The sequence below is a fragment of the Pseudomonas sp. GW821-FHT11D10 genome (assembly GCF_058808435.1).
Window position 1 is genome coordinate 1119556 of record NZ_JBXARR010000001.1, and the last position, 19762, is coordinate 1139317.

The following is a 19762-nucleotide window of genomic DNA, read 5'->3' on the forward strand; positions in this document are numbered from 1 at the left end:
TTGCTGCGCGCTGTACAGGCTGCGCTGCGCATCAAGGGTATTGAGGAAGGTGTCGACGCCTTCTTGATAGCGGCTTTCGGCCAAGCGATAACTGCGCTCGTTGGCCTGCACCAGCAGGCTTTCGGCCCGGACTTGCGTGTCGAGCGAATCGCGCGCGACCAGTCCATCGGACACTTCGCGGAACGCCACCTGAATCGCTTTCTGGTAATTGGCCACTTCAATCGAACTCTGGACTTTCGCCGCATCCAGGTTGGCCTGATTGCGTCCCCAATTGAAAATCGGCAGGTTGATCGCCGGCACAAAGGTCCAGGCTCCCTGCCCTCCGGCAAACAATTGGCCGAGATCGGTACTGGCGGAGCCGGCAGAAGCCGTCAGGCTGATGCTCGGAAAAAACGCCGCCCGGGCTGCGCCGATGTTGGCGTTAGCCGCTTTCAACGCATGTTCGGCCGCGAGAATGTCCGGACGGTACGCCAATAGTTGCGACGGCAGGCCTACCGGCAACTCGGTCGTCACGCTCAAATCATCAAGGGTGATGGCCGCGAAGGTCGGTGCCGCCAGTGGTTTGCCCACTAAAAGCACCAACGCATTCTTGTCCTGCTCGACCAGGCGTTCATACCTCGATTGACTGGCTTCAGCAGTGCGCACGATGCTTTCGGCCTGGCTCAAATCCAGCTCGGTGGCGATGTCCATGTCGTATTGGCTGCGTACCAGGTCGTAACTGCTGCGCTGACTCTTCAAGGTCTGTTGAGCGATCGACAGTAACTGCTGATCCGCCTGCAACTGGTAATAACCGCTCGCCACTTGCGCTATCAACGCCAGCCGCACGCTGCGCTGGACTTCGATGATGCCCAGATAATTCTCCAGCGCCTGTTCGTTGAGGCTGCGCACTCGACCGAACACGTCCAGTTCGTACGCCGTGAAGCCAATGCCGGCGCTGTACTGGTGAGTGGTTCCGGTCGTGCCTGTCGGCGCTACATCACCCGGCAATCGTTGGGCTGTTCCTGATCCCGACGCATCAATGGAGGGCAACAGGTCGGAACGGGCAATGCGGTATTGCGCCTGCGCCTTTTCGATATTCAGGCTGGCAACGCGCAAGTCTCGGTTGTTCTCCAGGGCTTGAGCGATCAACTGGCGCAGCCCTTCATCATGGAAAAAGGCTTGCCAGCTGACCCGTTGCGCGTCCTGCAGCGTGGTGCCGGCCGGCGCTGTCCAATGGTTGTCTACCGGTGCTTCGGGACGCGTCACCGCCGGGGTGCGTTACGACGTGTTCGACGGCAATGCCGACGATCACCCGTTCGGCGCCGGACGCGATCGAACCCAACTGACGGGACTGGTCGAGGCCCTGATCTATTTCTAAGCCACAGGCGGCTGCGGTCGCCTCCCTCAACTCCATCGAGTCACAACCATGAATAACAATAAGCACACGTGGGATGTTCGTTACGAGTTCAAAGCGGTGGCCTTGCTGGCCCTGGGTTTCGGTCTGGTGGGCCTGGACCGGTTCATCATCCTGCCGCTGTTTCCGGTGATGATGAAGGACCTGGGCCTGAACTATCAGGATCTGGGCAACGTGACGGCAATCCTCGGACTGGCCTGGGGGATTTCGTCGATTTTCATGGGCCGACTGTCTGACCGCATCGGCAGGCGCAAAGTGTTGATCCCGGCGGTGCTGGTGTTTTCGCTGTTGGCGGGACTTTCCGGTCTGGCCACCGGGATCGGCGGGCTGATGCTGATTCGCGCGATCATGGGCATTTCCGAAGGCGCGTTCACGCCGACCGCGCTGGCGGCCACGGCAGAGTCGTCGCACCCGGCCCGGCGCGGCATGAACATCGGCATTCAGCAAGCGTTTTTCCCGATCCTCGGTTTGGGGCTGGCACCGATCCTCGCCACCCAATTGTTGTTGGTGGTGCCGTCGTGGCGCTGGGTATTTGTGATCGTTTCGCTGCCGGGTTTCCTGCTGGCCCTGGCGATGTACCGACACTTGAAGGAAACCCGTGCCCCTGCGCCACAGGAAAACCGCACTCAGAACACCGGCGATCAACCGCGCTGGCTCGATGCCCTGCGTTATCGCAACGTGTGGCTGAACATCGTCGGCATGTTCTGCATGCTGACCTGCCTGTTTGTCGTCAGCGTGATGATGCCCAATTACCTGATGGACCATTTGCATCTCGACGTGCAACAGATGGGCTTTGTCATGTCGGCTATCGGTCTGGGAGGGTTTCTCGGGCAGTTGATCATGCCGGCAGTGTCTGACCGCATTGGGCGCAAACCGGTGGTGCTCATCTCCTTCGTCGCCACGGGAGTTTTCCTGTGGCTGCTGATGGGCACGGGCGCCGAACCGATGAAGCTGTTCGCCCTGCTGTTCCTGACGATTTTCTTCAACTTCAGCATGATCTGCATGACGGTCGGGCCACTGACCAGTGAGTCCGTTCCGGCGGCGCTCACCTCCACCGCCACGGGGCTGGTGGTCGGCATTGGCGAGATTTTCGGTGGCGGCGTAGCGCCGGCCATCGCCGGTTACATTGCCCAGCACCACGGCATCGAAAACACGCTGTACCTGGCACTCGGCGCCGTTCTGGTCGGGCTGCTGGTCGCAACCTGTTTGTGTGAGACCGCCCCGGCCAGGGTGTCTGCATCTGCCGTCGAGGGTGCCGATAGCGTTTGAGCCATCACCCCCACCAGGGAGCGACAGGGTTTCGGATGCTGATGGTGCGCTGAAATCCGGGCTCGCTCCCCAGTGCCTTGCTCAGCGCGGTGATGGGCTCGTCCGTGCCGTGTGCGGCGTAAACAATTTATAGATCTCGGAAACCACCTGCATCGTAGCGCCTTCGATCGTTCCTTCATTACGGCACAAAACCCAGCCGTGATCGGCAGCCGCTTGCTCGAACATTTCCGTACACGCGACATGCTCTGCGTGTTTTTGAATCACAGTACCGCCCAGTCCTCTGGATCGGGTGGTTGCCCTGGCCCATGAAATATCCGGTGCGGTGACGACTCCGACATGCAGGTCTGGCACCCGCACGTTTCGCTCGATATTCAATTGGAGAATCTCTGCAAACGGGACGGTATGGCGAAACGCGGCGTCAGACGGATACCAGCGATCGATCAGGACAATGCTGCCCAGCGGCTGCTTAGTCAGCACGTGCCGGGAGATCCAGCTGCGGCTATCAGCAAAGCGCTGACACACCGCCCACTCCAGATCCCGGGAGGGACTTCTGGCAAGTTCGTTAACGAGGGCCATGGTGGCGCCCCGGTACGGATCGCTTTTTCTCTCGCAAAGCCGGATGACTTTCTTGTTGGCGGCCCTCAGTACTGCCGTAACCGCTTCCAGTAATGTGGTTTTGCCGGTTCCTTTTGGCCCATCCAGAGAAATAAACAGCGGACGATTCATTTTTCACACAACGATTGAGGCATTGATGACCACTCTATCCTCATTTCTGCAATTCAATCAGCTCATCCCTGCCCTTTGCCTAGACTTGCTTCCCAATGATGGTCGCCAGACCTTTTGACTGTCAGGGAATCACATAAGGAGCCACCCCATGTCAAAGCTATATCCCGGAATCGATCCTGAAGGGCTTATCGAGTACTCAGTGGTTTACACCGACCGCTCGCTCAACCACATGTCGCAGTCATTTCAGGCCGTGATGAAGAACATTTCCAAGACGCTGAAACAGGTCTACAACGCCGAGGCGGTTGCGGTGGTTCCGGGCAGCGGCACATTCGGCATGGAAGCGGTGGCACGGCAGTTCGCCACCGACCAGCAATGTCTGGTGATACGCAACGGCTGGTTCAGTTATCGCTGGAGTCAGATCCTTGAGACGGGCAACATCCCGGCGGCCACTACGGTACTGAAAGCCCGACCGGTCGAAACGGGTCGCCAGGCTGCCTACGCCCCGCCACCTCTGGACGAAGTGCTGGCAGCCATTGCGGCTTCGAGGCCGCAGATTGTCTTCGCTCCCCACGTTGAGACCTCATCAGGAATCATCCTGCCCGACGAGTACCTGCGGGCCGTCGGCGACGCCGTACATGCGGTAGGTGGCCTGTTCGTGCTGGACTGCATCGCTTCCGGCACGCTTTGGGTTGATATGCACAAATGCGCCGTCGACCTGCTGATCAGCGCGCCGCAGAAAGGCTGGAGCGCCTCCCCGTGCTGCGCCCTGGTGATGTTCAGTACTCTGGCCCTCGAACGCATCGAGCAGACGCAAAGCACCAGCTTCGCCTGCGACCTGAAAAAGTGGCTGCAGATCATGCAGGCCTACGAACAGGGCGGACATGCCTACCATGCGACCATGCCCAGCGATTCCCTCGCTCGGTTCAACGACGTAATGAAAGAGACGCAAGCCTACGGTTTCGACAGGATCCGCGGCGAACAACAGGTCCTGGGCGACCGGGTGCGCGCCATGTTGACCGGCAAAGGCTTCAAAAGCGTGGCCGCAGCCGGCTTTCAGGCCCCAGGCGTCGTGGTGAGCTACACCGATGATGCCGATATCAAAAACGGCAAGAAATTTGCCAGCCACGGCCTGCAGATCGCCGCCGGAGTACCGTTGCAGTGCGACGAACCGGCCGACTTCCAGACCTTTCGTATCGGTCTGTTCGGACTCGAAAAGCTGCACAACATCGAGCGTACGGTCAGCACCCTTGAGCAGGCACTGGATGAGGTGATGGTTAGCTAAGCTTTCATCTCGGCCGCAGCCAATACCGTTCCCGCCGATTCTGTTCGGCGGAAACCACCACTGATCAACCTGTCATAAATTCCATATCCGCTGGCAAATAGAAGACTTTTCCACCGTTTCAATAGTCCCTGAGGGTCCGCGAGGACAAGGCCAGCGTCGATCCGTCGCACCATTGAGCGCCAAAACACCTTTCATTCTGATTTAGTGATTTAACTAGGTAGTTACCTAACTATATAATGCCCTCCTCATTTCAACGGGACATTCAACGTGAAGCAGAGTCAACGCCTCTCGGGCATATCAACATTCATTCTGGTCGGGTTGGGCGTGATCATCGCCCTGCTCGGCCTGGCACTGGCCGCTGGCGGTGTGAAATTGGTCAGCCTGGGAGGCTCCTGGTACTTCCTGGTGGGTGGTCTGGCGATGGCCATTTCCGGGCTGCTGATCGCACGCCGCAAGCCTGCCGGCGCCTGGTTGTTCGCAGCGTTCCTGCTGGGGACGGCGATCTGGGCAGTGATCGATGCAGGGCTGGTGTTCTGGCCGGTGTTCTCGCGTCTGTTCATGTTCAGCGCCGTGGGCCTGGTGGTCGCGCTGGTCTATCCGCTGCTCAAACGCGCCAATGGCGGCGTTGCGGGTCGTGGTGCTTACGGTGTTGCCGCTGTTCTGGCGGTTGGACTGGCCGTGGCTGCTGGCAACATGTTCGTCGCGCATCCGACCGTCGCCCCTACCGGCACCGGCCCGGGCCTGACGCCGGTCGAGCCGGAAAAGGCGCAGAAAGACTGGGCGCACTACGGTAATACCGAGGGTGGCAGCCGCTTCGCCGCGCTGGACCAGATCAATCGCAGCAACGTCGACAAGTTGAAAGTCGCGTGGACCTACCACACCGGCGACATCGCCGAGAGCGACGGCAACGGCGCCGAAGACCAGCTGACTCCGCTGCAGATCGGCAACAAAGTCTTCATCTGCACCCCGCACAACAACCTGATTGCTCTGGATGCCGATACCGGTAAAGAACTCTGGAAAAACGCGATCAACGCTCAATCCAAAGTCTGGCAGCGTTGCCGTGGCATGGCGTACTTCGACGCCAGCGCAGCGGTCGCCAAACCGGCCAGTTCGCCAGTGACCGAGACCCCGGCCGCTCCTGCTGCCAACTGCACGCGTCGTCTGCTGACCAACACCATCGACGCCCGCCTGATCGCGGTCGATGCCGACACCGGCGAGTTCTGCCAGGGTTTCGGCAACAACGGCCAGGTTGATCTGAAGGCCGGTCTGGGTGATGTCCCGGACAGCTACTATCAACTGTCCTCCGCGCCGCTGATGGCCGGCACCACCGTGGTGGTTGGCGGTCGTGTGGCCGACAACGTGCAAACCGACATGCCGGGCGGCGTGATCCGTGGTTTCGACGTCATGACCGGCGCCATGCGCTGGGCATTCGACCCGGGCAACCCGCAGGATAAAAACGCACCGGCAGACGGCAGCACCTACGTGCGCAGCACTCCGAACAGCTGGGCGCCGATGTCCTATGACCCGGCGACCAACACGATCTTCCTGCCGATGGGCAGTTCCTCCACCGACATCTATGGTGTCGAGCGCAGCAAACTGGACCACACCTACGGCGCTTCGATCCTGGCGCTGGACGCCAACAGCGGCGAAGAAAAGTGGGTCTACCAGACCGTGCACAACGATCTCTGGGACTTCGACCTGCCGATGCAGCCAAGCCTGATCGACTTCACCAAGGACGGTAAAACCGTGCCGGCGGTGGTGATCGGCACCAAGGCCGGGCAGATTTACGTGCTCGACCGCGCCACCGGCAAACCTCTGACCGACGTTAAAGAAGTACCGGTCAAGGCGTCGAACATCCCGAACGAACCCTACTCGCCAACCCAGCCGAAATCGGTCGGCATGCCGCAGATCGGTGCCCAGCACCTGACCGAATCGGACATGTGGGGTGCCACGCCGTACGACCAGTTGCTGTGCCGGATCGACTTCAAGTCGATGCGTTACGACGGGCTGTACACCGCGCCGGGCACTGACAAATCCCTGAGCTTCCCGGGTTCGCTGGGTGGCATGAACTGGGGCAGCATCTCGACTGACCCGGTACACGGTTTCATCTTCGTCAACGACATGCGTCTGGGCCTGTGGATTCAGATGATCCCGTCGCAGAACACCGGCAAGGCAACCTCCGGTGGCGAAGCGTTGAACACCGGTATGGGCGCTGTGCCGTTGAAAGGCACGCCTTACGCGGTGAACAAGAACCGCTTCCTGTCGGTCGCCGGCATTCCGTGCCAGGCCCCGCCGTTCGGTACCCTGACCGCGATCGATATGAAAACCCAGAAAGTCGCCTGGCAAGTTCCGGTCGGCACCGTTGAAGACACCGGCCCACTGGGCATCCGCATGCACCTGCCGATCAAGATCGGTCTGCCAACCCTCGGCGGCACGCTGTCGACCCAAGGCGGCCTGATCTTCATCGCCGGCACCCAGGACTTCTACCTGCGCGCGTTCAACAGCGGCAACGGTGAAGAAGTCTGGAAAGCACGTCTGCCAGTCGGCAGCCAGGGCGGCCCGATGACGTATGTGTCGCCGAAAACCGGCAAGCAATACGTGGTCATCACCGCCGGCGGCGCTCGTCAGTCGACCGACCGTGGCGACTACGTGATGGCGTACGCCCTGCCGTAAACCGCAGCGCCCTCCTTCACTTCATTTGTGCGCGGCACCTTCGGGTGCCGCGTCGTTTCATGTCCTTCGCTCTGGATTTCAGCAATGTCATTGGCTGTTCGCTTTTCTCACGCCGGGGTCTTCACCGGCATGCTGTTCGGTCTCACCTGCGGCACTGCCCTGCCCGCCTTCGCCGATACCGATTCGAACGTGTTCACCCGCAACACCCTGACCGGCGACTGGGGCGGCTTGCGCCACCAGCTCGACGAAGACGGCATCAAGTTCACCGGCGACTACACCGGCGAAACCGCCTACAACGCCGACGGCGGCCTGCATCGCTCGGCGCGTTACTCGCAAAACATCAAGCTCGGTGCGCAGTTCGACCTGAGCAAACTGTACGGCGTCGACAACGCCGGCAAGATCCAGCTGAGCATCAACGACCGACGCGGCAATAGTGCTTCCGAAGATCTGGTCGGCAACCGTCTGCCCATCCAGGAAAACTACGGCGGCCTCTACACCCGCCTCACCGAGCTCAGCTACGAGCGTAGCCTGTTTACCCCGGCGCTGAACGTCAAACTCGGCTACATGGCCATGGGTAACGATCTCGGCGGGCTGGACAGCGGCATCCTCTGCAACTTCATGAACGCCGGTTTCTGCGGCCATCCGCTGAACATGTCCGGTGGCAGCGGCTGGACCAACTACCCCAACGCCCACCTCGGTGTGCGGGTGAAGTACGACCTCTCCCCAGCCTGGCAACTGCGCGTCGCCGCGTTCAATGTCGACCCGGAAAGCAACGGCAACTCCAGCCGTGCCTGGCACCTGGGCCCGAAACACACTACCGGCACCGTGGTGCCGATCGAACTGGTCTACAAGCAGGCAGGCAAACTGCCCGGCGAGTACAAGGTCGGTTATTACTACGACAGCTCCGACGTCAAACGCATTGGCAGTGACAAGGAGGTGTCCGGACGCGGCGGTCATTACGTCCTGATCGACCAAGCCGTCTGGGCTTCGGACGCCTCTGAAGGTCGCAGCCTGCACGCCTTCGGCCAATATTCGGCCGCCAGCGAAGCAGCTTCGCCGTTCAGCAAGTGGTATGGCACCGGCCTGGTGCTGTACAAACCGTTCGAAGGCCGCCCTCGCGACACCGTTGCCCTGGGCTACGGCCGCGCAGTACCGAACCCGCGCAGCCGCGATGTGCAGCAGGACGCCGCGCTGAACAATGGCGCAGCGTTTCCAAACCTGGACAGCGCCGAGCAATTGATCGAACTCGGTTACGGCTATCAGGCCACGCCTTGGCTGACGCTGCGCCCGAATATGCAGTACATCATCGAGCCCGGCGCGTTTTCCGGGAAGGACATCGACAATGCATTGGTGTTTGGATTGCAGGTGAAAGCCGCGCTTTGACGCCAACATTTGCCAATCAGGCGTTAAACAGGAAAAGCACCTTCGGGTGCTTTTTTTGTTCATGGATTATGGGGAAACTGACTCAGAAGATAATCATCGCCATGAATAATCATCTCGCAAGGGTTAAAAGACTCTCCGCGATTGAAAAAAAACAGCATAAAAAACGTAAATGATCGATTGTCAGACAGGCTTCTATAACCGTTTAGTGCCAAAGAACTTTTATCAACTTTCCTGACTGCTCGGCCAATAACGGCAGAAAAAATAACCCTCGCAGCCACCGTTCGGCCATTTCATTCAAACATGACTTTCTTATAAGCTTCGCCGCCTTAATAGCCCCTGGCCATCAATTCTGTGAAGACAGTGTTCTCTTGAAGAAAAAATCTGCGACACATCTCGCCCTGAAAAACGCCGGTACAACCCCGAACACTGAGTTCCCTTCCGCCCGATCCTGAACTGCCAGCCTGACACTTTCCGCATGGATGCTCACTATCGCCAACCCTTTCCTGGCTGTCCGGGACAGAGGAGGATTTTTTGCTTCGCAAGTTTGCACCGCCTCATGGTTTGAAAACGATCCTGACGACAGCACTGGTCTTTCAATGTGCAACGTTAGTGCTCAGCTTCTGGTTAGCGACCAGCAACCAATCCAGCATCGGAAACCTTTCAAGTGTGGCCGTCGACCAGGTCGATGCGGTAGCGGAAACCGTTCAGCATTTGATGGAAGCACGCCTCTCCCTGTCGCGCGCCAACACCCGCATCGCCCTGTTCAATACGGTTCCGCAGGACATGGTGCAACACGCCCGCATGGAATTGATCCTGGCGAACGAATCGTTCGATCGGTTTCTCACACGCACCCGGGTGGACGAAGAAAACCATGTGCGGGTCCAGGCATTGAAAGACGTGTATTCACGCTACGTGAACGTGCTCCATCGTCTGGTTCAGTACACGGGCGCTGGCGACGTGCAATGGGCACTTGCGCAGCCGGTACAGGAAATTCAGGAGCAACTTCTGCAGGAACAGAAGAACTTCATCAAGTATGGCAACAGCATCAGCCAGACTTCACTTCAGTCCATGGGCGATCGCTTCAGGATATACATCGCGGCAGCGGCGATGATACTTCTGCTGGTGTTGGCCACCACGTTCTTCCTGCTGTACGTGATCAAGAAAGTCGAGAAAAGCCGACTGCTGAAAATTGCCGTCAACCGGACGGACAGCGCCATCATCGTCACGGATTCAAACAGCGTCATTACCTACGTCAACGAAGGTTTTGTGCGCATGCTGGGTTATGAAACAGCCGATCTTGTGGGCAAGAAGCCAGACCAGGTGTTTTACGGCCGTCATACGGATACGCAAACGGTTCTCTCGTTCCGAAACAGCATCCAGAAGGGAGAAAGTCACACCACGGAGTTACTGGTCTACAACAAATCAAAACAACCGCTGTGGGTTCGCGTGGTCGCTAATCCGGTACTCGACCCGCAGGGTGTTCAGCAGGACGTGGTGGCCATTGTCACGGACATCACCGAAGCCAAGATGAATGACGAGTTGCAGTTCAAGGTACTAAGCGCCATGGCCCGCGAAGAACCTCTGGGCGATGTCATGCAGTTGTTGTGTCTGGAGATCGGCCGTATCGCGCCGGAAATCGGTGTTTCCATCCGCCAGTTTGATGAGCGCGGTTGCCTGCCGCTGATTGCCGAATTCAACTTGCCTGACGGACTGCTTCAGTCTTTGGAAAGTCTTGCCGAGCGCTCCATCCTGCAAAAAATGGATGCCAAAGAAAGCATCATGCTGAACTTCACCGACCCGGGATCTTACGACGGTGAATGCGTTGATCCGCATCTTTCGCAATCGCTGGGTTTCACGGCCGGCTGGGTCAACACCATTCGCTCCAACAACGGGCGGACACTTGGCACGTTCACTTTTTACTATCGCGAAAACCACCTCCCTGCGGCGCAACATCAACGGTTGCTGCAAACCAGTCTCAAGCTCTGCGCACTGGCTCTGGAGCGGGACAGTTTCATCCACGATATCGAACGGCTGGCCTATTACGACAGCCTGACCCTGCTGCCCAATCGACGGCTGTTGATGATGAAAGCCAACACGATGATCGCCAATGCCCAGCGCTCGCAATCATCCCTGGCCGTGTTGTTCATCGACATCAACAAGTTCAAGCAGATCAACGATTCCCTCGGGCATGCGGCCGGGGATCTGCTGTTGTCTGAAATCGCCAGAAGACTTCAGTCTTCCGTGAGGGGCAATGATGTTGTCAGCCGACTTTCGGGGGACGAGTTCGTCATTATTCTGTCCCCGTCCAGCGCCGAACAGGCGGTTGCCTTTTCGGAACGCATGCTCAGCCAGCTCTCGGAGCCGATGATGTTGGCCGATGTCAGTGTCTCGCCTTCCGCCAGTATTGGTATCGGCATTTACCCGGACCACGGCAATGATATTCAGGCGTTGCTGTTGCATGCCGACCAGGCGATGTACAAGGCCAAGTCCGCAGGTCGCCAGGCTATCGAAGTGTTTGATCCGGTGGTGGTTGACTCAACCGACGACGAACTGGCTTTGAGTATGGCGCTCAAGCAGGCGTTGGAGTCCGATCAGCTGACGCTGCATTACCAACCCCAGATGATGCTCGACGGCAACCAGCTGTTTGGTGTCGAGGCGCTGGCCCGCTGGTCTCATCCGGAGCTTGGAAACATCCCACCCAACCGTTTCATTCCGTTGGTGCGTGACACCCGAATGATGCCCAGGCTCAACCAATGGGTGCTCACCGAAGCCTGCCGGCAAATGGCGCAATGGCGCGGCGCCGGGGTCGAAGTGCCGCAGATCTCGGTCAACATTTTCCCCATCGCCTTTCGCGACCGGGCCATTATCGAACTCATCGAAACGCTGCTGGCACAGTACGGGCTCCCGCCCTCCTGCCTGACACTGGAAGTCACGGAGGACTTCATCCTCGACGCCACCGACACGGTCATTTCGGTGATCAGCGAAGTCCGTCAATCCGGTGTCAGCCTGTCCATCGACGACTTTGGAACCGGTTATTCCAGCCTGAGCTACCTGCTGCGACTGCCCGTCAACGCCATCAAGCTCGACAAGAGTTTTATCGACGATCTCGAAACCAGTGAAAGTGCACGGACGCTGGCCCAATCGATTGCCGGGATCTGCAAGAGCCTGCAACTGAACATCGTCGCCGAAGGGGTTGAAAGCGCCGGGCAACGGGACATTCTTCTAGCGCTGGGTTACCCGATAGCCCAGGGCAATGTGTTCTCCCGTCCTTTGGCCCCAGAGGATCTGGCGCAATGGGTGCGGGAGCGATCACGCTGATACGCGCCTGGCCTGCAAACGAAAAAAGCACCCGAAGGTGCTTTTTTTGTGCGTGCCGCCAACGGAATCAACCCGCGAAGTTGGCCCGCGCTGCGTGCAGTTTCTTGTAGCTCTCGATCAGACGCAGGTGCCGATCCAGCCCTTCCAGCTTCATGCTGGTCGGCGTCAGACCGTAGAAGCGCACGCTGCCGTTGACCGAGCCGATCGCCGCATCCATGCGTTCGTCGCCGAACATGCGGCGGAAGTTGGCTTCGTAGTCTTCCAGCTCCAGATCTTCGTCCAGCTCCATTTCCAGCACGACGTTGACCGCCTGATAGAACAAGCCGCGCTCGACGGTGTTGTCGTTGTATTGCAGGAAGGCTTCGACCAGATCCTTGGCCTGATCGTACTTCTGCAAGGCGAGGTAGATCTGCAGGCGCAGTTCGAGGATGGTCAACTTGCCCCATGGGGTGTTGTCGTCGAACTCGATGCCGATCAGCGTGGTGATGTCGGTGTAATCGTCCAGTTCGCTGTGTTCCAGGCCTTTGGCGAGGTTGCGCAGACCGACTTTGCTCAAGTTGTGCAGGTTGAGGATGTCGGCACGGAATTGCAGTGCTTTGTTGGTGTTGTCCCAGATCAGGTCTTCTACCGGATAGATCTCCGAATAGTCCGGCACCAGAATGCGGCAAGCCTTGGCGCCGATGTGCTCGTAGACCGCCATGTAGACTTCCTTGCCCATGTCTTCAAGGATGCCGAACAGCGTCGCGGCCTCTTCGGCGTTGGAGTTTTCGCCATTGCCGGAGAAATCCCACTCGACGAATTCGAAGTCGGCCTTGGCGCTGAAGAAGCGCCACGACACCACGCCGCTGGAATCGATGAAGTGCTCGACGAAGTTGTTCGGCTCGGTCACGGCCTGGCCCGAGAAGGTCGGCTGTGGCAGATCGTTGAGACCTTCGAAGCTGCGGCCCTGCAGCAACTCGGTGAGGCTGCGTTCCAGCGCCACTTCGAAGCTCGGGTGCGCGCCGAACGAGGCGAACACGCCGCCGGTGCGCGGGTTCATCAGCGTCACGCACATCACCGGGAATTCACCGCCCAGCGACGCGTCCTTGACCAGCACCGGGAAGCCCTGCTCTTCCAGCGCCTTGATCCCGGCGAGGATGCCCGGGTACTTCGCCAGCACCTCTTGCGGCACATCCGGCAGGGCCATTTCGCCTTCGAGGATTTCGCGTTTGACCGCCCGCTCGAAGATTTCCGACAGGCACTGCACCTGCGCTTCGGCCAGGGTGTTGCCGGCGCTCATGCCGTTGCTGAGAAACAGGTTTTCGATCAGGTTGGACGGGAAGTACACGACCTCGTTGTCCGACTGACGCACGAACGGCAGCGAGCAGATGCCGCGCTGGGTGTTGCCGGAGTTGGTGTCGTACAGGTGCGAGCCGCGCAGTTCGCCGTCGCGGTTGTAAATGCCCAGGCAATATTCGTCGAGAATTTCCGCAGGCAACTCATCCTTGGCGCCCGGCTTGAACCAGCGCTCGTCCGGGTAATGCACGAACTCGGCATTGGCGATGTCTTCGCCCCAGAACTGATCGTTGTAGAAGAAGTTGCAGTTCAGCCGCTCGATGAACTCGCCCAGCGCCGAGGCCAGCGCGCTCTCTTTGGTCGCGCCCTTGCCGTTGGTGAAGCACATCGGCGACTGCGCATCGCGGATGTGCAGCGACCAGACGTTGGGCACGATGTTGCGCCACGAAGCGATTTCGATCTTCATGCCCAGGTCGGCCAGAATCCCCGACATGTTGGCGATGGTCTGTTCCAGCGGCAGGTCTTTACCGGCAATGCAGGTGCCCGCGCCGGACGTGGAAGCCGGCATCAGCAGGGCCTGGGCATCCGCGTCGAGGTTCTCGACTTCCTCGATCACGAACTCAGGCCCGGCCTGCACCACCTTCTTCACCGTGCAACGGTCGATCGAGCGCAGGATACCCTGGCGATCCTTCTCGGAGATGTCTGCCGGCAGCTCGACCTGGATCTTGAAGATCTGGTTGTAGCGGTTTTCCGGATCGACAATGTTGTTCTGCGACAGACGAATGTTTTCGGTCGGGATATTGCGGGTGCTGCAGTACAACTTTACGAAGTAAGCCGCGCACAAGGCCGACGACGCCAGGAAATAGTCGAACGGACCCGGTGCAGAGCCATCGCCCTTGTAACGGATCGGTTGGTCGGCCACCACCGTGAAGTCATCGAACTTGGCTTCGAGTCGGAGGTTGTCGAGAAAATTGACCTTGATTTCCATGCGGGTTACCAGAATAGCGGGCTAAACAAATTGGCCGCCATTATCCGGCTTTTGAGCGTGAAGTCTTGTGCTTTGAGCAATCAATCCTCCGCCGGCCGCTGGAACACCAGCAGTTTCCCCGTCGCCCGCTGCACCACCTTGTCATGCTGGTTGCGCGTCTCCATCAACATCGTCACCACGCCCCTGTCCGCTTTCGAGGCCGAGTGGTCGATGGCCAGCACGGTGCAGTTCAAATGCAGCACATCGTCGGGATAAGTCGGCGTCGGCCAGGCCAGTTCGATGCCCAGACCGATGATGCCATTGCCCAGCGGCACGCTGGCCACCAGCATTTTCATGGTCAGCGCTGCGGTGTTCCAGCCGCTGGCGGCCAGGCCACGGAACAGGCTCACTTCAGCTTCGGCGGGGTCGAGGTGAAAAGGCTGCGGGTCGAACTCCCGGGCAAATGCCAGCATCGACTCGCGTTCGACGGTCACGGGGTCGCTTTCAAAGGTTTGTCCGACGCTCAAGTCATCCAGGTAGAGTTTTTCCCACTCATGAACGGTCATGATCTCGCCCTCTGGCGGTTTCCCTTGAGGCTAGTCCATGCCTCGGCGGGCAGGCGCGTTCCGTGACGTTTGGTCACAAATCAACTCAGCACATGCGCTCAATCACCAGAAGCCGATCCGCGTGACCATGGCGTCACCTTCCGCCAATGCTGGTCGCTGACTCATGATGGTTTTATCCACGCCGCGCCTCGCGCTGGCCTTACTGATTGGCGGGCTCGCCGATACCGCGTCCGCCAGCGGGTTTCTCGACGACGCCAAGACCGAAGTGCTCAGCCGCAACTTCTACCTGAGCAACGACTATCGCTCGCCCTCTCCGTCCGGGAAAAACTACAAACAGGAATGGGCTCAAGGGTTTATCGGCAATTTCGCATCTGGTTTCACCGTAGGAACCGTTGGATTTGGCCTCGATGCCCACGCCTTTTATGGTCTGAAACTCGATGGCGGCAAGGGGCATTCCGGCACGGGACTGTTGCCGGTGGACAGCGATGGCCGTAGCGAAAGCGACTATTCCAGCGCTGGCGGTGCGCTGAAATTGAAGACTTCGAAAACCACCCTCGCCTTCGGTGAAATGACCGTTGAAACGCCGGTGTTCGACACCTCGGACAAACGCCTGCAACCGGAATACGCCACGGGGTTTCTGCTCGACAGCCGCGAGATCGATAACGCGCGTCTTGTCGCCGGGCGCTTCACGGCGTTCAAGAACCAGGACAGCTCTTCCGGCAAAGGCGATTTTCAGGGCTATGGCGCCAGCACCCGGGGCGAAAGCATCAGTTTTATCGGCACCGACCTGTTCAGCGACAGCCCGGTGGGCGGCGCGTTATATGCGTCCGATCTGAGCGACACCTGGCGCCAGTACTACGCCAACCTGCATTTCAAACAGTCCGGTCTGTTGCTCGACGCCAACGTCTACCACACCCGCGACACCGGGCAGGCACTGGCCGGCGACATCGACAACACCGCGTTCAGCCTGTCGGGCAAATACACCTTTGGCGCCCATGCGGTGATGCTCGGCTGGCAGCGCATCAATGGCGACACGCCGTTCGATTTCGTCGGCGGCGACTCGATCTACCTGGCCAACTCGATCAAATACGCCGACTTCAACGGCGCCCACGAGCGCTCCTGGCAAGCGCGTTACGACCTGGATCTCGGCGCCTTCGGCATTCCCGGGCTGAACTTCATGACCCGCTACGTCGCCGGCAGCCATATCGACGGCACCCACGCGCCCAAGGGCGGCGCCTATAACCCGTTTGACGCGGACAGCGGGCAATACCAGCCGCAGCAAGGGGACGGCGGCAAACACTGGGAACGGGACATCGATCTGCGCTACATCGTCCAGTCCGGCGCGGCCAAGGATCTGTCGCTGCAGCTGTCCCATGTTTCGCACCGGGCCAACAGCGCCCAGGCCGGCGATGACATCGACCGGATCTACATGGTGATCCAGTACCCGTTGGGCTTTTGAGGGAAATTGGCGGAAGGCAGCCGGAGTCGAACCTGCCCGGGAACGGATGCCGTCCCCAACCGGGTTTGAAGCCCGGCCGCGCCACCGGGCGCGATTGCCTTCCTTGAACTCAGTCGGCGCCGGGGTTGGCCAGCGCACTGTCGGTACGGATTTGCCGGCCTTCGCCGACGCGCCGGGTCAGGCCCAGCCGATCGAAGTATTCGAGGATCTGAATACTGCGCTTGCGTCCCAAGCCTAGCGCATCGCGGAATGCCGTGACTTCGATCTGCGGATTTTCTTCGGCCAGGCGCAGCAGCACCGCCGCCATTTGCCGCAGCGTGATGTCGGTGACAAACAGGTCGCGCACCACTTGATGCATCACGCCAAGGCGCGCCAGTTTGCGCAGCAGCAAACGCACAGTCGCATCCTCCTGACCGACGACTTTCGCCACGTCGCGTACCCACGGCGGATCGAAGCCGGCCTGTTCGAACAACGGTTGCAACGCCTGCCACAGGGTTTCGTCGTCGGCGCTCAGGCGCACTTGATGGTCGGGCAAATGCAGCCACGGGCCGCTGGCGACCAGCGAGCCGGCGCCGAGCAGTTCTTCCAGCAGGCTGATAAAGGTCGCGCGTTCGAGGCTCAAACCGCTGAAACGCCGCAGACGGTCGCGATCCGGGCCCATCTGATCGGGCTCCAACTCATGAAAGCGCGCCAGTTGTTCCAGCAGGGTGAACTTGAGCATGCCCCAGCGCTGCGCATTGAACAGCACCGGACCCTGACGGGTTTCGATCAGGCGGACGTTGTCCGGCAGCGTCCAGCCCTCACGCGGACGATTGAACTGGCGTTCCAGGCGCTGCGGATCGAGGCCGCTTTCGCTGTATTCCAGCAGCGTCGGCAAGGCCTGTTCCAGCTCGGAGCTGATCGCCAGCACACGCAGTTGCGCCAGCCGTTCCGGGCTGCGCCGCTGGCGGGCCGGGGCAAAGGGATCGAGCACGCGACCACCGCCGAGCGTTCGCTGGGCGCTGGCGTCACGCAGGATCAGCGGATCACCGTGGACGCCGTGCACCGGGACGTTGGTCAGCAGTTGCGCAAACATGCGCTCGCCGGGTGCCAGGCTCGAACCCTCCAGCAAGGCGACCCGGGCGATCACGTCCTGAGTGCCGAGATGCAGGTGCACCGGCTGGAAATGCTCGAAAACCCGTTCGCCCGGCAATAGCCGGAAATCGATGTCCAGCCGCTGGGTCGGTGCGTGCAGCCATTCGGCGAGCAACCATTGGCCGCGATGGATCTGCCCGAGTTCCAGGCGATCCGCATTGATGTTCAGGGCCACGCGCTGGCCCGCGAAGGCTTGTTCGGCGGCCTGATTCTGCGCGTGCAGGCCCCTGGCCCGGACGATTTTGCCCGCCGGGCCGAGGCTGAGCTTGTCACCCACGGCGACCGAGCCCGAAAGCGCCGTCCCCGTCACCACGATACCGGCGCCAGCGACACTGAACGCCCGGTCGATGGCCAGGCGAAATCCGCCTTCGCGACTGCGCTCCTCGCCTTCTATCTGCAGCAACGCCTCGCGCAGCGCGTCGACGCCCTCGCCCGTCACGCTGGAAACCGTCAGCAACGGCGCCCCGGCGTAGGGTCCCGGCGCCAGAAGGCTTTCAACTTGCCGGCGAACCTCTTCCACCCTGCCCGCCTCGACCCGGTCGCATTTGGTGATCGCCACCAGCGCCCGTGGAATGCCCAGCAGCTCGACTATCGCAAGATGCTCGCGGGTCTGCGGCATCACGCCGTCATCCGCCGCCACCACCAGCAACACCAGATCGATGCCCTGCGCGCCGGCGAGCATGTTGTGGGTGAATTTCTCGTGGCCCGGCACGTCGATGAAACCGGTCAGCCCGGCGCCGGGCGCCAGTTCTGCGTACAGATAACCGAGGTCGATGGTCATCCCGCGTTCGCGTTCCTGCGGGCGGCGGTCGCCGGTTTGCCCGGTCAGCGCTTCGAGCAGTGACGTCTTGCCGTGGTCGATGTGCCCTGCCGTGCCGACGATCACGTTTGCAACTGCCCGAGTTGCGCCTGCCACGCCGGTTCATCGTCGAGTTGGCGCAGATCCAGCCACAACGCGTCGTCATCGATCCGCCCGAGCACCGGGATCGGCAAGGCGCGCAGCGCGGCTTCCAGGTTCAACAGGCAACGTCCGCGCAGGCGTTTCGATACTTGCGGGCGCAAACACAATGCCGCGCTTGGCAGACGCGCCACCGGTTGGCTTCCGCTGCCGATCATGCCCAACGCGGGCTCCGCCGTGACGGTCCAGTCCTCGCCCAACAATTCGGCCAAGGCCGGTTGCAGGCGTTCGGCCTGGGCCAGAATGTCGGCTTGCGGGCGGGTCAGCAGACGAAGGCTCGGCAAACGCTCGGCCAGCCGGTCCGGGTCGCGATAGAGCCCGAGCACCGCTTCGAGTGCGGCCAGCGTCAGTTTGTCGACACGCAATGCGCGCTTCAGCGGGTTCTTCTTGATCTTCGCGATCAAGTCCTTGCGCCCGACGATCACCCCCGCCTGGGGCCCGCCAAGCAACTTGTCGCCGCTGAAAGTGACGATGTCGGCGCCATCAAGCAGCGCCTGACGTACCGTCGGTTCCGCCGGCAAACCCCAGCGGGTCAGGTCCAGCAGACTGCCGCTGCCAAGATCTTCCAGCAACGGCAGGTCATGCCGATGAGCCAACACGGCCAGTTCGGAAGTCGGCACCCGGGCGGTGAAGCCTTCGATGCTGTAGTTGCTCGCGTGCACGCGCATGATCAGGCCGCTGCGTGGGCTGATTGCCGCTTCGTAGTCGCGGGCATGGGTGCGATTGGTGGTGCCGACCTCGTGCAGGCGCACGCCGGCGCGGCTCATGATGTCGGGGATGCGGAACGCGCCGCCGATCTCGATCAGTTCGCCCCGGGAAATGATGCCTTCCTTGCGCGCGCCGAGGCTGTTGAGGGTCAGCAGCACGGCGGCGGCATTGTTGTTGACCACCGTCACGGCTTCGGCGCCGGTCAGTTCGCGGATCAGGCCTTCGATCAGGTCGTCGCGGTCACCGCGCTTGCCGCTGGCCAGGTCGAATTCCAGATTCAAGGGATAGCGCGCCGCCAGTTGCACCGCTTCAATGGCTTCTTCGGGCAACAAGGCGCGGCCGAGGTTGGTGTGCAGCACCGTGCCGGTCAGGTTGAACACCCGGCGCACCTGACTGCGCTGCTTCAGCGCCAGACGTTCGGCAACCCTTCCGGCCAGCGCTTCAGGGCTGATTTCAACGGCGGTCAATTGCCCCGCCACCACCGCTTCGCGCAAGTCATCCAGTAACTGGCGAAACCCCGTCAACAGCGATTCGCGCCCGTAACGCTCGGCCAATGGCTGGCACGCGGGGTGGCGTAACAGGCTGTCAATCGACGGTAACCGCAGGGCAACACTCACGGACATCAGGCACTCCCGAAATCGAAATACGCCT

13 protein-coding genes and 1 tRNA gene are annotated in these 19762 nt (G+C 60.4%); 7 read left to right on the top strand and 7 right to left on the bottom strand.

What is annotated here, in order from left to right; genetic code table 11:
• Positions 1 to 1245: efflux transporter outer membrane subunit (locus tag AC1RT4_RS05210; RefSeq protein ID WP_493084046.1), on the bottom strand; the 1245-nt coding region annotated here is incomplete at its 3' end.
• On the opposite strand from AC1RT4_RS05210, the gene AC1RT4_RS05215 reads away from it, so the two are divergent.
• Complete coding sequence (locus tag AC1RT4_RS05215) at positions 1217 to 1357, top strand: hypothetical protein (RefSeq protein WP_493084048.1); 141 nt, start codon at positions 1217 to 1219, stop codon at positions 1355 to 1357. The two genes, AC1RT4_RS05210 and AC1RT4_RS05215, sit on opposite strands and share 29 nt — an antisense overlap.
• Before the next feature lie 48 nt (positions 1358 to 1405).
• The gene (locus AC1RT4_RS05220; RefSeq protein ID WP_493084050.1) at positions 1406 to 2662 is read left to right on the top strand and encodes an MFS transporter; all 1257 of its coding nucleotides are present in this window, start codon (positions 1406 to 1408) and stop codon (positions 2660 to 2662) included.
• 81 nt (positions 2663 to 2743) lie between these two features.
• On the opposite strand, the gene AC1RT4_RS05225 is transcribed toward AC1RT4_RS05220, so the two are convergent.
• On the bottom strand, positions 2744 to 3388 hold the full coding sequence (locus AC1RT4_RS05225) for a dTMP kinase (protein ID WP_493084052.1): 645 nt from the start codon (positions 3386 to 3388) through the stop codon (positions 2744 to 2746).
• A gap of 148 nt (positions 3389 to 3536) precedes the next feature.
• On the opposite strand from AC1RT4_RS05225, the gene AC1RT4_RS05230 reads away from it, so the two are divergent.
• The 4 genes from AC1RT4_RS05230 to AC1RT4_RS05245 all read left to right on the top strand — a co-directional run bounded on the left by AC1RT4_RS05230 (position 3537) and on the right by AC1RT4_RS05245 (position 12044).
• A complete protein-coding gene (locus AC1RT4_RS05230) occupies positions 3537 to 4670 on the top strand; it encodes an aminotransferase class V-fold PLP-dependent enzyme (RefSeq protein WP_493084054.1) in 1134 nt (377 codons plus the stop codon).
• A gap of 267 nt (positions 4671 to 4937) precedes the next feature.
• Positions 4938 to 7343, top strand: a complete 2406-nt coding sequence (locus AC1RT4_RS05235; protein ID WP_493084056.1) for a glucose/quinate/shikimate family membrane-bound PQQ-dependent dehydrogenase — start codon at positions 4938 to 4940, stop codon at positions 7341 to 7343.
• An 84-nt stretch (positions 7344 to 7427) separates the two neighbouring features.
• A complete protein-coding gene (locus AC1RT4_RS05240) occupies positions 7428 to 8726 on the top strand; it encodes a carbohydrate porin (protein ID WP_493084058.1) in 1299 nt (432 codons plus the stop codon).
• A 531-nt stretch (positions 8727 to 9257) separates the two neighbouring features.
• Positions 9258 to 12044 carry an EAL domain-containing protein gene (locus AC1RT4_RS05245; RefSeq protein ID WP_493084060.1) on the top strand — a complete coding sequence of 929 codons (2787 nt, stop codon included), beginning with the start codon at positions 9258 to 9260 and terminating at the stop codon, positions 12042 to 12044.
• A gap of 67 nt (positions 12045 to 12111) precedes the next feature.
• Here the strand turns inward: AC1RT4_RS05245 and AC1RT4_RS05250 are convergent, their stop codons facing one another.
• Both AC1RT4_RS05250 and AC1RT4_RS05255 read right to left on the bottom strand, forming a co-directional pair.
• Positions 12112 to 14307 (bottom strand): OsmC domain/YcaO domain-containing protein, encoded by a 2196-nt coding sequence (locus tag AC1RT4_RS05250; protein ID WP_493084062.1) that lies wholly within the window; start codon positions 14305 to 14307, stop codon positions 12112 to 12114.
• A gap of 80 nt (positions 14308 to 14387) precedes the next feature.
• Positions 14388 to 14852 (bottom strand): MaoC family dehydratase, encoded by a 465-nt coding sequence (locus tag AC1RT4_RS05255; protein WP_085683671.1) that lies wholly within the window; start codon positions 14850 to 14852, stop codon positions 14388 to 14390.
• A 163-nt stretch (positions 14853 to 15015) separates the two neighbouring features.
• Here AC1RT4_RS05255 and AC1RT4_RS05260 point away from each other — a divergent pair, with 163 nt between their 5' ends.
• A complete protein-coding gene (locus AC1RT4_RS05260) occupies positions 15016 to 16311 on the top strand; it encodes an OprD family porin (RefSeq protein WP_493084064.1) in 1296 nt (431 codons plus the stop codon).
• Positions 16312 to 16318: 7 nt separating this feature from the next.
• On the opposite strand, the gene AC1RT4_RS05265 is transcribed toward AC1RT4_RS05260, so the two are convergent.
• The 3 genes from AC1RT4_RS05265 to selA form a co-directional block, all read right to left on the bottom strand.
• Positions 16319 to 16414: transfer RNA gene (locus AC1RT4_RS05265), tRNA-Sec, on the bottom strand.
• A gap of 6 nt (positions 16415 to 16420) precedes the next feature.
• Positions 16421 to 18331 (bottom strand): selenocysteine-specific translation elongation factor, encoded by a 1911-nt coding sequence (gene selB / locus AC1RT4_RS05270; RefSeq protein WP_493084465.1) that lies wholly within the window; start codon positions 18329 to 18331, stop codon positions 16421 to 16423.
• On the bottom strand, positions 18328 to 19734 hold the full coding sequence (gene selA, locus AC1RT4_RS05275) for an L-seryl-tRNA(Sec) selenium transferase (RefSeq protein ID WP_493084066.1): 1407 nt from the start codon (positions 19732 to 19734) through the stop codon (positions 18328 to 18330). The genes selB and selA overlap by 4 nt, the downstream gene beginning before the upstream one ends.
• Between the last annotated feature and the right edge of the window lie 28 nt (positions 19735 to 19762).